Raw genomic sequence first — 13,545 nt, forward strand, 5'->3', positions numbered from 1 at the left:
GACATGCCAAAGCAAATTGATACGATTCTCATCAACATCGGTCAGCTTTTGACGATGGAAAGCAACGGTCCGCGGGCAGGCAAAAGCATGCAGGATCTTCATGTGATCGAAGACGCTGTTGTCGGCATCCATGAACAGAAAATTGTGTTCGCCGGACAAAAAGGGGCTGAAGCCGGTTACGAGGCAGACGAAATCATTGACTGTTCGGGACGCCTTGTAACGCCTGGCCTCGTTGATCCGCACACCCATCTTGTATTTGGCGGATCTCGTGAAAAGGAGATGAACCTTAAGCTTCAGGGCATTTCATATTTGGATATTCTGGCGCAGGGCGGCGGGATTCTGTCTACAGTCAAGGATACCAGGGCGGCTTCAGAAGAAGAGCTGCTGCAAAAAGCCCATTTTCATCTGCAAAGAATGCTGTCCTACGGCACAACCACAGCAGAAGTGAAAAGCGGCTACGGCTTGGAAAAAGAGACAGAGCTCAAACAATTGCGTGTCGCAAAAAAACTGCATGAAAGCCAGCCTGTTGATCTTGTTTCCACATTTATGGGAGCCCATGCGATTCCTCCCGAATATCAAAACGATCCAGATCAATTTCTGGATCAAATGCTTTCCCTTTTGCCGGAAATCAAAGAGCAGGAGCTCGCCAGCTTTGCTGATATTTTTACAGAAACAGGCGTTTTTACAGTCAGCCAATCCCGCCGTTATTTACAAAAAGCAGCTGAGGCAGGCTTCGGATTAAAAATACACGCAGATGAAATCGATCCGCTTGGAGGTGCTGAATTAGCAGGTGAGCTAAAGGCCGTCTCAGCCGACCATTTGGTAGGGGCATCGGACGAAGGCATAAAGAAATTGGCTGAGGCAGGAACGATCGCCGTCCTCTTGCCGGGCACGACATTTTATCTTGGCAAAAGCACATACGCCAGGGCAAGAGCTATGATTGATGAAGGGGTATGTGTCAGCTTGGCAACGGATTTTAACCCTGGCAGCTCGCCGACTGAAAATATCCAGCTGATCATGTCGATTGCCGCGCTTCATCTGAAGATGACTGCAGAAGAAATATGGCACGCGGTCACAGTCAATGCCGCATATGCCATAGGAAAAGGAGAAGAAGCCGGTCAGCTCAAAGCTGGCCGCTCAGCTGATCTTGTCATTTGGCAAGCCCCGAACTATATGTATATTCCGTATCACTACGGGGTCAATCATGTACATCAAGTCATGAAAAATGGAACAATTGTTGTCAACAGGGAGGGAGCCATTCTTGGATAAGTACCCTTTTCTCAGAGAGGCCGGATCTTCGTTTAAAGACCGGGATGTCACAAAAATGAGCGACCTGATCGCAACATGGGACGGCCAGGACATTAAGGGACCGGCGTTGATAGGTGTCCCCCTATCAAAATCCTCCATCAGTCATTCAGGCGCTTCCTTTGCACCCGGAACAATACGCCAGGCTCTGAAACATTCATCAGCCTATTCTGCTGAGCTTGGAGAGCACGTCGTATCAGAGCTTCTATATGACCTGGGGGATATCGATATTCATGTCACTGATATCGTAAAGTCACATCATCACATTTTCCAAACCATGCACGCTCTGCTTTCGGATCATCCGGATTGGGTGCCGCTCATACTTGGGGGAGATAACTCTATCAGCTACTCCACCATAAAAGCGATAGCACAAACAAAAGGAACGACAGCGGTGATTCAATTTGATGCCCATCACGATGTTCGCAATACGGAGGACGGGGGGCCGACAAACGGCACCCCCTTCCGCCGCCTTTTGGATGAAGAGATCATTGAAGGTCAACATTTGATCCAGCTGGGTATCAGAGAATTCAGCAACAGCCAGGCCTATGAAGCATATGCAAAAAAACATAACGTGAACATTCACACGATGGACATGATCCGGGAAAAAGGACTAATCCCAACGATAAAAGAGATTTTGCCTGTTGTTCAAGATAAAACAGATTTCATTTTTATATCTGTTGACATGGATGTCTTAGACCAGTCCCATGCACCCGGCTGTCCAGCGATTGGCCCGGGCGGCCTCTATACAGACGAATTGCTTGAAGCAGTCAAGTACATCGCACAACAGCCCAATGTTGCCGGGATTGAAATTGTTGAAGTCGACCCTACCCTCGATTTTCGAGATATGACAAGCAGAGCTGCAGCTCATGTTCTGTTACACGCATTAAAAGGAATGAAACTCTCCCCATTCAAGTGATCTTCTGGCAGGTTGTATTTTGGGTATAGGAAACTCATCTGCCTAATGAATGGCAGTTAAAAGGAGGGCGAGACAGTGAATCTTCAGGAGAACAGCAGCCAACAGCTAAAACGCACAATGAAAAGCAGGCACCTATTTATGATCTCATTGGGAGGCGTCATAGGCACAGGACTTTTCCTCAGTACCGGCTATACGCTACATCAAGCCGGACCCGGCGGTACGATACTCGCTTATGTAATCGGCGGGTTGATGATGTACCTCGTCATGCAATGTCTCGGCGAATTGTCGGTTGCCATGCCGGTGACCGGCTCTTTTCAAAAATATGCTACAACATTTATCGGTCCATCTACCGGTTTTATGGTCGGCATCATGTACTGGATCAATTGGGTGGTGACGGTAGGCTCTGAGTTTACCGCATCCGGTATTCTCATGCAGCGCTGGTTCCCTGACAGCAGTGTATGGATGTGGAGTGCGATTTTTGCAGCCCTTCTTTTTATATGCAACGCATTTTCAGTTAAGTTATTTGCGGAAACTGAATTTTGGTTTTCCAGCGTAAAGATTGTCACCATTATTTTATTTATCATTTTAGGAGGAGCCGCCATGTTTGGCCTGATCTCTTTAAACGGAACGGCGGATGCTCCTATGTTGTCAAACTTCACAGATCATGGCGGGCTGTTTCCAAATGGCTTTCTCGCCGTTTTTATCGCGATGATATCTGTGAGCTTCGCCTTTTCTGGTACAGAGTTAATCGGCGTTACAGCAGGAGAATCAGCAAATCCTCAAAAGGATATACCGCGATCCATCCGTAATGTCGCATGGAGAACCGTGATTTTTTTCATTGGCGCTGTCTTCATATTATCCGGGTTGATTTCATGGAAGGACGCAGGCGTGATTGAAAGCCCGTTTGTAGCCGTATTTGCGGAGATCGGAATCCCTTACGCTGCTGATATTATGAATTTCGTGATATTAACAGCCTTGCTGTCTGTCGCCAACTCAGGCTTATATGCTTCGACCCGTATGATGTGGTCTTTAGCAAATGAAAACATGATCAGCTCCCGTTTTAAGAAAGTGACATCTAAAGGCATTCCTTTAAATGCCTTAATGATCAGTATGGCTGTATCTTGTTTATCTCTCGTTTCCAGTATCGTGGCCCCTGGAACTGTCTATGTGGTGATGGTAGCAATTGCTGGATTTGCAGGAGTCGTGGTCTGGATGAGCATTGCCTTGTCCCAGCTCTTGTTTCGAAAGAGATTTCTGAAAAAAGGGGGGAATGTAAAAGATCTGACATTTCGCACGCCGCTTTATCCTCTTATGCCTATAGCCGCTCTCTTATTATGTTCTGCTTCTTGTATCGGTCTTGCTTTTGATCCCAATCAAAGAATCGCACTTTTCTGCGGAGTTCCTTGTATCATCCTTTGCTATCTGATCTATCATATCAAAAGAAATGTTACAAAAGCGAAAAAAATCAGCCAAGAGGAATATCAGGCTGATCACATCCTGTAATCAAAAAAGCACACCCCACTCAGGATGGGATGTGCTTTATTTTTATTCAGTAATCAACGTATGAATCAGCTTCGGCGCCTTCGCTTCCGCGGCAATGCGGATGTTGTCATAGACTTTTGCAATGACTTCATCAACATTTTCGCGGTTGGCGTAAAGCGTCACGAGCGGTTCGTCTTTTTCTACTTTGTCGCCGACCTTCTTGCGGAGCATGATGCCGACGGCTAAATCGATCTCATCTTCTTTTGTGGCGCGACCGGCACCTAACAGCATCGCCGCGACGCCGATTTCGTCCGCAACGATTTCAGAGACGACACCCGCTTCTTTGGCAGGCACATCAATTTGATATGCGGCTTGCGGAAGCTTAGACGGATCGTCAACAATTGAGCTGTCGCCGCCTTGGTTTTTCAAGAAATCCTTGAATTTCTCAAGTGCTTTGCCGTTTTTCATGACTTCTTCCAGCTTCGCTCTCGCTTCGTCCAATGTATCGGCTTTTTTCGCAAGCACAACCATCTGGCTGCCGAGCGTTAAGACAAGCTCATGAAGATCCTCAGGCCCCTCGCCTTTGAGTGTGTCGATCGCTTCTTTGACCTCAAGCGCATTTCCGATCGCAAAGCCGAGCGGCTGGGACATGTCTGAAATGACAGCCATTGTTTGACGGCCGACGTTATTTCCGATGCGTACCATCGCTTTGGCAAGTTCAGCTGCGTCTTCTTCTGTTTTCATGAAGGCGCCCGCTCCCGTTTTTACGTCAAGCACGATGGCGTCCGCCCCGGCAGCGATTTTTTTGCTCATAATCGAGCTTGCAATGAGCGGAATGGAATTGACCGTTCCCGTTACATCACGAAGCGCGTACAGTTTTTTATCAGCCGGCGTTAAATTGCCGCTTTGGCCGATGACCGCAACCTTGTCGCGGTTCACAAGTTTAATAAATTCATCCTTCGTCAGTTCCACGTGGAAGCCGTCGATTGCCTCTAACTTATCAATCGTGCCGCCCGTATGGCCGAGGCCGCGGCCGGACATTTTGGCAACCGGCACGTCAAGAGCCGCAACAAGCGGAGCGAGAACGAGTGTTGTCGTGTCGCCGACGCCGCCAGTGGAGTGTTTATCCACTTTAATTCCTTCAATGGCAGAAAGATCAATCGTTTCACCGGAGTTCACCATAGCCATCGTCAAGTCCGCGCGTTCACGGTCACTCATATCCTGGAAGAAAATCGCCATAGCAAGCGCGCTTGCCTGATAATCAGGAATGCTTCCGTCTGTATAGCCGTTCACGAAAAATTGAATTTCTTCAGTGGTGAGTTCTTTTCCGTTTTGTTTTTTGATGATGATATCTACCATTCTCATGTTTGGTCACCGATCCTTTTCGATTAAGTTCAGTAAATCAAGCCCACAATTGCTGCTGATAAAAAGCTGACAAGCGTAGCACCGTATAATAATTTCAAGCCGAAACGAGCGACGACATTTCCTTGCTTTTCATTCAGTCCTTTTACGGCACCGGCAATGATTCCGATTGAGGAGAAGTTCGCAAATGACACAAGGAATACCGATACGATCGCTGTTGTACGGCCGCTGAAATGGAAACCGTTTTGCGTAAGCGACGTCATGGCGACAAATTCATTCGATACCATTTTTGTTGCCATAATGCTTCCCGCATTAACAGCTTCATTCCATGGGATACCGACAAGAAAAGCGAATGGAGCAAACACATATCCAAGAATGCCTTGGAACGAAATACCGAATACTGCATTAAAAATGCCATTGATCAATGCAATAATCGCGACAAATCCAATCAGCATCGCAGCGACGACAACCGCTACTTTGAAACCGTCAAGGATGTATTCTCCGAGCACTTCGAAGAAAGATTGTTTTTCTTCTTCCTCAACACGAAGCATATCCTCTTCTTTTGCAACCTCGTACGGATTAATAATAGAAGCAATTATGAAACCGCCAAATAAGTTCAAGACCAGCGCTGTTACAACATATTCCGGTTTCAGCATTGTCATATACGCGCCGACAATCGACATTGATACAGTTGACATCGCAGATGCGCAAAGCGTGTACAAGCGCTGCTGATTTAAAAGACCGAGTTCTTTCTTCAAGGAGATAAATACTTCTGACTGCCCTAAAATCGCAGAAGCCACTGCGTTATACGATTCCAATCTTCCCATACCGTTTACCTTGCTGAGGGCAAGGCCGATATATCTAATAATAAACGGGAGGACTTTCCACTTTTGCAGAATCCCGATCAGAGCGGAAATAAACACGATCGGCAAGAGAACATTCATAAAGAATGTCGTTTGGTCCGCATTCACCAAGCCGCCAAACACAAAGTTAATTCCCTCTGCCGCGTATTCAAGCAGGTAACCGAAACCTTTTGCAAATCCTCCTACGAGGAAATTCCCTATCCCGGTATTGAGGAGAATGTAGCCAAGAATAAATTGCAAAATGAGCATAACAACAATTGGGCGGATCTTAATTCTTTTTTTGCCGCTGCTCGCGATCCACGCGAGGCCTAAAAACACGATTAAACCGATAATCCCAATCAAATACTTCATATGTGTTTCTCCTTTATTTGTATTCGCTTACAATCACTGTTTCCTCAGAAAACGGAAAGCAGTCTGCCTTCCGTCAGCTCTTAATAGTTGTCTCCGCCTGATGCATTTTCTCCTTTTACGATAGAAACGCCTGCGCTGGCGCCAATTCGGCTTGCTCCGGCCTCTACCATTATGTCTACATCTTCTTTCGTTCTGACGCCGCCAGATGCTTTCACGCCGATATCAGGTCCTACTGTTTTGCGCATTAAGGCGATATCTTCCTTCGTTGCGCCGCCTGTAGAAAAGCCTGTTGATGTTTTTACGAAATCCGCTCCCGCAGACACCGCTAAACGGCATGCACGTTCTTTTTCTTCATCAGTCAGAAGGCACGTTTCGATAATGACTTTGACAAGCGCTTTTCCGGCTGCAGCTTCCACTACACCGCGGATATCAGCTTCCACCACATCGTCTTCCTTGTCTTTTAAAGCGGCAATATTAATGACCATATCCACTTCAGTGGCGCCTTTTGAAATGGCGTCTTTTGTTTCGAACGCTTTTGTTTCAGTTGTATTGGCACCGAGCGGGAAGCCGATGACCGTACAAACGTCGACTCCAGTTCCCTTAAGCTCTTTTGCAGCAAGCTCCACCCATGTCGGATTGACACATACTGAAGCAAATTTGTATGTTTTCGCTTCTTCAATTAGTTTTAGAATGTCCGCTTTTTGTGTATGCGGTTTCAAAGCTGTATGATCAATTATGTTGGCTAATGACATCCTTCGCACACTTCCTTTTTTGTTAAGATATTTTTTAGCATAACCGACTTTTGAACATATGTAAATTGGTAATTGAAATTTTGTTCAACGAAAGGTTTGAACGTGTCACAAATCATTAACAAGCGCCCTCGCGGTATGCTGGTCAATGATTAAAACGTTGGCATATTTTCCGGTTAATGCTCCGTGAATGGAAGATACTTTTCTGCTTCCGCCGGCAACTAAAATGGAGCGTTCCTTCAGCCTGAGGTCTTCAAGCTCAACACCGATGGTCCGGTCATTGATGGCACTGCTGCAAATATTCCCTTTCGCATCAAAAAAGCGTGAACAAATATCCCCGACGGCCTGTTTTTTCAGCAGGGCTTTCTCTTCTTCGTTAAAATATCCGAGCCGAAACAACAGCGCTTCATCACGGACAGTCCCGACCGTAAAGAGAGCGATATTCGCCTGCTTGCCCATCTCAATAATCCGCTCAATATGACGGTCTTTCTCCACCATTCGCTTCACATCCGCATTATCAAACACGACGGGAAGCGGGAGATAGCGCGGCATCGTTTGAAAAGCCTCCGCAAACAGCTGAATCGTTTCAGCCGAATACGTGTTTACCCGGGAATGGCTGATACCGCCTTTCAGCTGGACGACCTCGACGCCTTTTACCTGCTTCGGCTGCATGTTTTGCGCGATTTGATACATGGTGGTTCCCCAGCTGACGCCGACAATGTCGCCGTCTTTTACCGTTTCATGCATATATTCTGCACCATAGCGGCTTAGGTCATGTGTAATTCCTGCATAATCGGGTGTCGGGGAAAACACAACATGCGCCTCAAGGAGCCCGTATTTCTCTTCAAGTATGGAACCGAGCGCATCCAAATCCTCAAAAGGGTCCATGACGCGAATCTGGACATACCCTTTTTCCTTTGCATATTGCAGCAGCCGGGAAACGGTTGGCCTTGAAATGTTGAGCTGCTCAGCAATTTGCTGCTGACTGTAGTCAGACTGATAGTAAAGCCTTGCCGCTTCTATGCTTAATTGTTGTTTTTCCCGATCCATTCTGCACCTCCCTGTGGATCAGTCCTGATAAAACTGCTTTTGATTTGCTTTTATTATACAGGCTGGCGCCGGCTTTCATCCACCTGATTTCTAAGAAACTGAAAAACGCTCTGGGCGCGGACCTGCCCAGAGCTTACTTCTCCCAGGTCATATGCTGATAAATGCCTTTCATAATGGCGTACATTCCATATAGGATCAGGCCTAATGCCAATATAGACAGAATCAATTTGCCATGCGGCTGCTGCGCGAGTTCGGCGAGCGCGCCGTCAAAGCCTCTTGTGTCGTCGGGATCAGCGGTCATGGCTGTCTTGATGAGAAAATAGCCGATAGCCGAGAAAATAATGGCCCGGGCGATATTGCCTGCGCGTCCTGTGTTTTTCGTGATGCATATCATCTGTTTGTTCATTTTTGATGTATCGAATTCTTTCATAAAAGCAGCCCGAACGCCTTTCATAAATTGAACAATCGCAAATACGATAAAACCCGCACCCGTAAGCCCTGTGAGCCATTGGCCGAACGGCTGCGCCAATACATAAGCGGACCACGTCTGTTCTGAAGTGCCGCCGTCCCCTTGGCCAAACACAAATCGCAAGGCATTCCAAGCGATGGATGTGTAAACAGCGGCACTGAAAAAGTTTCCTATTCTCCGCGACAGGCCTCGCCTGCTGTTTCCGTGCCCCTCCGTGTCCTTGATCGCGCTTAACACCATCCAGATCACATAGCCGATAAGGCCGATGCCTATAAAAAAAAGCAATAGTGACCCATACGGCATGCGTGATAGCGTTTGGAGAGCTCCGCTCGAATCTTTGGCGCGGCCTGCCCCGGCAGCCGTCAGAAAAGCCAAAACCCCAAGCAGAATAAAAACGCCGCCGAATGCAAAATAACCAAGCCTCCCGAATCGTTTGATCCAAGGCTTGGTTTCCTGTTTTATTTTTGACATGTACCGGTCTTTCACCGCCATGTGTCCAACCCTCTTTCACAGAAATCTTTACTGTAACATTCCCGATTGGACAAAGTTGAAACAGCTTCTGCCTCAGCTATGGCTGGCTGAGATACGTTTTTGCTGTTTAGCTGATTGTGCAGGTGTCATCCAAGCAGCCGCTGCGGCAGCTGTGACTCCGCCTGCTAATTTCCCAATGATCATGGCCGCCGCCATTTCTTTTTTCATTCCAGCTACAAAACCGAGATGGCTGCCGAGTACAAAGGCGCCGCTGACCGCAAACGCGACATTGATGACCTTTCCTCTCGGCGTCATATCCTTTAATGAAGCCAGCATTGGGATATGATGCGCCAAAGAGGTCACTAAGCCTGCTGTTGCTGTCTCATCTAAATGAAGGCATTTCCCCAGAGCATGAAGCGGTTTTTTAAAGGTTTTTGTAATAAATGCCGTCATCGGGAACGCCCCTGCCAGAGCAATGGCGATGGTCCCTGTCGTTTGTATCCCTGTCTCGACATTCTCCATTCCCGGAATCAGCACAATGCCGGTCATCGTTTCAACAGAAACAGCTGCAAGCCCGATAATCGCAACAACACTGACCGCTTTCCCGAAGAGATGAAACAACTGAATCATTCTGTCGGTGTATCGCCATAACCCAAAAGCGATGACAGCAGATAACAGACTCGGGATCAGAAGATTTTTACCTATCATGCCGATGTCAAAGCCTGCGCATAATCCGCCGATTAAGCAACCGATCGGCACTGTGCACAGCCCGATTAATATGCCTTTCGCAAAATACGGATGATCCTCTTTTTCGATGATGCCAAGAGCGACGGGAATCGTGAAGACGATTGCCGGCCCCATCATTGTTCCTAAAAACACCCATGAAAACAGCCCGGCCTGCGGATCTTTCGCCATTTCTCCAGCCAGCGCATATCCTCCCATATCAATCGCCAAAATGGTGTTCGCAAAGGAAGAAGGATCCGCGCCAATCGCTGTGTAAAACGGAGCAACAATGGGAATCAGGATTGCTGCCAGCACGGGCGCCAGCGACACAATTCCGATCATGGACAGCGCCAGCGGCCCCATAGCCTTAAAGCCGTCCGCAAACCGCTCGCCTAGCCCCCATCTGTTTCCCAAACAATAATCCGCCGCTCCCCATAGTAAAAAGGCAGCCAAAATGAATACAACCGCGTCATTCACCGTCATGGTTTTCTCCTTTTTCAAACGTATGATTGGTTTTATCATATCATCTGAAATCACCGAATAGAGTTGATCTTATTCAATATGAGCTAAAAATTCTGTTATATCGGCTTTTTCAACGGCTGTTATGATTCTCCGCGCTTTTTCTTGCGGGACCGTTAATGTCAATTTTTCTTTTATGTCTTCTTCAGACAGCTCATTTCCTGGCGCCCCTTTTGGGCAGTCCACACGCGCTTCGCAAATCCGGCCGTCTGATAAATAGGCCCGGACAATCGTGAAACGGCCTTTTGGAACGGCATGAGGAGCCGGCTGAATAGCATTGTCATATACGCGCTGAATTCGCCCCATTGTCGTTTGAACCCCGCTTGGGATCGGCTGGCTGCTGAAATGTTCAACGGTCAGGCCGTGTCCATGCAAAGCAAGAGCAATCACATATTCAACGCTGAAACGGCCTTCCTCTCCAGTTTTTGGAGATCTTTCCGTCAATGCAGCATCTCCGCCTGGCGGAAATATCACTTCAATACGTTCGGTATTGGCAGCAGAAATGGTTTCTTCGGAGATAAGCTGTCGTACCGCATCTGCAGCATGGTGTGCCGCGGAACAAAATGGATAGATTTTAAACCATAGACCCGGCTGCACAATTCTCCACGGTGCCCCCCAATCGTTTAGCAAAGTGTGTTGTGCTTTCTCAACGTCACCGTACAGACTGAAGAAACCAGTTTCTCCATCAAATGCCGTGCGGGACCCGCCAAATTCTGATTGGGCCAGCTTAACGGCCAGCAAGCCAGCCTGAGCCGCCAAACCGGCGTGCAGCGGTTTCATTTCTGTTCCAAATTGCACCCTCATCCCAGCAGATTGCGTAGCCGCAAAACCAATTGCTTTTTCCAGCTCTTCCTGAGTCAGCTCCTCAGCATAACCTACGGCGCAGGCAGCAGCGATGGCACCAAGCGTTCCTGTATTATGCCAGCCCTTTTCATAGTGGCGGCTGCCAATTGATTCTCCCAGCCGTGCCATCACTTCAATACCAACAATATAAGCGCCAAGAAGCCGCTCGTCATGTCCGCGAGCGGCAGAAGCAATAAGGGCCGGTACAATGACTGCACTGGGGTGTCCTCTTACATCGGAGTGGACATCATCAAAATCCAATGCATGGGCGATAAATCCATTCAGCATCGCGGATTGTAATGGCGCGGCCTTTTTGCCCTGTCCGATAATAGGAACAAGGGGCCGGCCTCCTTCATCCTCTATCAGACGGAGGAGCTTTTGAATGCCTTTATCTTCTCTTCCTGCGAATGAAGCGGCAATAAAATCAAGTAATCCTTTTTTTGCTTCGCGAATCGCGTCAACTGAATACTCAGGTTGTGACGTTCTCACAGCCGCTGCAAGACCTGCTGTCAGCCCTTGTTTGCTCATTTGATGGTCTCCAATACAATAACCGCCAGCTCCGCAAAGTATTGAGAGGCAACCGTAAGGGCTTCTTCATCCAGTGTAAAGGCCGGATGATGCCACTCCTCCGTCCCGTTCGTTCCCATCCAGACAAAAAATCCCGGAATCTTCTCTTGATACAGAGCGAAGTCTTCTCCGCCCGGAGACTGCTCAGCGTGAACGGTTTGATAGCCAAGCCGTGCCGCAGCTTCGGATGCCGCATTCAAAAATGTGCCGTCATTCTGAACGGAAGGCAAATAAGGAAACCACTTGAATTCTGCTTGTGCCCCATAGCCCGCTGCAATTCCTTCAGCCACTCGTCTCATATGCTCCGGAACAGCCTGCCGCGCTTCTTTTTGAAAGGTTCGAACCGTCCCCTCCATTTCAGCTTGGTCTGGAATTACGTTCCACGAGGTGCCCGCCTGTACTCTTGTGATACTGACGACTGCGTTTTGCAGTGAGCTGATATTGCGGCTGACCACAGATTGCAGCCCGCTGATGATTTGTCCGGCTGCAGCGATTGGATCAATACTGTTATTCGGGATGCCGGCGTGTCCGCCTTTCCCTTTGATGACGATCTCAAACCGGTCAACACTTGCCATAAGCGGACCTTCCTTTACACCAATGGTTCCGACAGGCAGATCCGGCTTATTGTGCATGCCGAAAATCGCAGTAACGTCATTAAGTACGCCAGCTTCTAGAACCTTTCTTGCTCCTGCGGCAATTTCTTCGGCCGGCTGAAAGATAAAGCGGACTGTACCTTTCAGCTCGGCCCTTCTTTGATTCAGCAACATCGCTGTGCCAATAATAGAAGCAGTATGAAAATCGTGTCCACATGCATGCATTGTGCCATCAACCTTAGATGCAAATGGGAGATTCGTCTGTTCTTGGATCGGGAGCGCGTCAATATCCGCTCGTATTGCTATCACGGGGCCGTCTTCCCGTCCTTTGATTTCTGCAATCACGCCAGTCTCCAATTGAGGAACATCAAGTATTTCGATTTGCTCCTCCTCAAGCCAGCGGCGGATTTTTTTCGTCGTTTCAATCTCTTGAAATGACAGTTCAGGATGTTCATGAAGATCACGCCGCATATTGATTAAACGGGTATGAAACGTTTTGTCGGCCATTGTTCTTCTCTCCTTCTTATATAAGCTCTGCAGGCTCTCCCACCTGCTTGATAAATCGTTTCGTCCGTTCGTTTTTCGGATGGTCAAACAATTCCTCTGGCGTTCCCTGCTCGATAATATGGCCGTCTGCCATAAAAATCACTTGATCAGCAACCTCTTTTGCAAACGCCATTTCGTGTGTAACAATGATCATCGTTGTTTGTTTTTCCGCAATGGACTTGATGACCTGAAGCACCCCTGTGACGAGCTCAGGGTCAAGCGCTGACGTTGGTTCATCCAGCAAAATCGCATGCGGATTGACCGCAAGCGCCCGCGCAATGCCGATTCGCTGCTGCTGGCCGCCGGACATTGTGATTGGATAGCTGTCAGCCTTATGCTCCAGACCGACTTGTTTCAGAATCTCCATTCCAATACGTTTCGCTTCGTCGCGTGGTTTATGTTGAGCCACGATTAAAGCTTCTGTAATGTTTTGCAGAGCCGTTTTATTTTTAAACAGATTGTAGTTTTGAAAGACCATGGCCGTTTGCTGGCGAAGCCGATGTGCTTCCTTGCGTGTAAACTTTTCCGCATTCAGTTTGGCTTCTCCGATTTCAATAAGGCCTTGATCCGGACGCTCTAATAGATTTAAGCACCGGAGAAGCGTTGATTTTCCGGAACCGGACGGACCGATGATTGCCACCACTTCTCCGCGTTTCACTTCTAGATCGATTCCGTCGAGCACGACGAGATCTTTAAACGCTTTGCGAATATTTTTTACTGTTATCAACTGATTTCA

At 47.9% G+C, this 13,545-nt stretch carries 12 protein-coding genes; 3 read left to right on the top strand and 9 right to left on the bottom strand.

Features of this window, described 5'->3' with window-relative positions:
• The first annotated feature begins 3 nt into the window (after positions 1-3).
• The 3 genes from hutI (at position 4) to MHB62_RS20415 (ending at position 3,724) form a co-directional block, all read left to right on the top strand.
• A complete protein-coding gene (gene hutI, locus MHB62_RS20405; protein WP_032722752.1) occupies positions 4-1,269 on the top strand; it encodes an imidazolonepropionase in 1,266 nt (421 codons plus the stop codon).
• Entirely contained in the window at positions 1,262-2,221 is a 960-nt protein-coding gene (hutG, locus tag MHB62_RS20410) for a formimidoylglutamase (protein WP_003243908.1), read from the top strand. Before hutI ends, hutG begins: the two co-directional genes overlap by 8 nt.
• A gap of 75 nt (positions 2,222-2,296) precedes the next feature.
• Entirely contained in the window at positions 2,297-3,724 is a 1,428-nt protein-coding gene (locus MHB62_RS20415) for an amino acid permease (protein ID WP_032722753.1), read from the top strand.
• Between the two features lie 42 nt (positions 3,725-3,766).
• On the opposite strand, the gene MHB62_RS20420 is transcribed toward MHB62_RS20415, so the two are convergent.
• From MHB62_RS20420 to MHB62_RS20460, 9 genes are all read right to left on the bottom strand, one after another.
• Positions 3,767-5,068 (bottom strand): pyrimidine-nucleoside phosphorylase, encoded by a 1,302-nt coding sequence (locus MHB62_RS20420; RefSeq protein WP_032722754.1) that lies wholly within the window; start codon positions 5,066-5,068, stop codon positions 3,767-3,769.
• 29 nt (positions 5,069-5,097) lie between these two features.
• Positions 5,098-6,279 carry a nucleoside permease NupC gene (gene nupC, locus MHB62_RS20425; RefSeq protein ID WP_003244143.1) on the bottom strand — a complete coding sequence of 394 codons (1,182 nt, stop codon included), beginning with the start codon at positions 6,277-6,279 and terminating at the stop codon, positions 5,098-5,100.
• 80 nt (positions 6,280-6,359) lie between these two features.
• Positions 6,360-7,031: a deoxyribose-phosphate aldolase gene (deoC, locus tag MHB62_RS20430; protein ID WP_032722755.1), complete on the bottom strand. Its 672-nt coding sequence runs from the start codon at positions 7,029-7,031 to the stop codon at positions 6,360-6,362.
• Between the two features lie 105 nt (positions 7,032-7,136).
• The gene (gene deoR, locus MHB62_RS20435) at positions 7,137-8,078 is read right to left on the bottom strand and encodes a DNA-binding transcriptional repressor DeoR (RefSeq protein WP_014478458.1); all 942 of its coding nucleotides are present in this window, start codon (positions 8,076-8,078) and stop codon (positions 7,137-7,139) included.
• A 133-nt stretch (positions 8,079-8,211) separates the two neighbouring features.
• Positions 8,212-9,039: a DUF1206 domain-containing protein gene (locus MHB62_RS20440; RefSeq protein WP_032722756.1), complete on the bottom strand. Its 828-nt coding sequence runs from the start codon at positions 9,037-9,039 to the stop codon at positions 8,212-8,214.
• Between the two features lie 72 nt (positions 9,040-9,111).
• Positions 9,112-10,224 (bottom strand): ethanolamine utilization protein EutH, encoded by a 1,113-nt coding sequence (eutH, locus tag MHB62_RS20445; RefSeq protein ID WP_032722757.1) that lies wholly within the window; start codon positions 10,222-10,224, stop codon positions 9,112-9,114.
• Positions 10,225-10,293: 69 nt separating this feature from the next.
• Positions 10,294-11,631 carry an MmgE/PrpD family protein gene (locus tag MHB62_RS20450; protein ID WP_032722758.1) on the bottom strand — a complete coding sequence of 446 codons (1,338 nt, stop codon included), beginning with the start codon at positions 11,629-11,631 and terminating at the stop codon, positions 10,294-10,296.
• The gene (sndB, locus tag MHB62_RS20455) at positions 11,628-12,770 is read right to left on the bottom strand and encodes an N-acetyl-sulfur-metabolite deacetylase SndB (protein WP_032722759.1); all 1,143 of its coding nucleotides are present in this window, start codon (positions 12,768-12,770) and stop codon (positions 11,628-11,630) included. The genes MHB62_RS20450 and sndB overlap by 4 nt, the downstream gene beginning before the upstream one ends.
• A gap of 16 nt (positions 12,771-12,786) precedes the next feature.
• On the bottom strand, positions 12,787-13,536 hold the full coding sequence (locus MHB62_RS20460; RefSeq protein WP_003243284.1) for an amino acid ABC transporter ATP-binding protein: 750 nt from the start codon (positions 13,534-13,536) through the stop codon (positions 12,787-12,789).
• Positions 13,537-13,545: the final 9 nt, after the last annotated feature.

Source organism: Bacillus sp. FSL K6-0255, assembly GCF_045040725.1.
Taxonomy (GTDB): domain Bacteria; phylum Bacillota; class Bacilli; order Bacillales; family Bacillaceae; genus Bacillus; species Bacillus subtilis.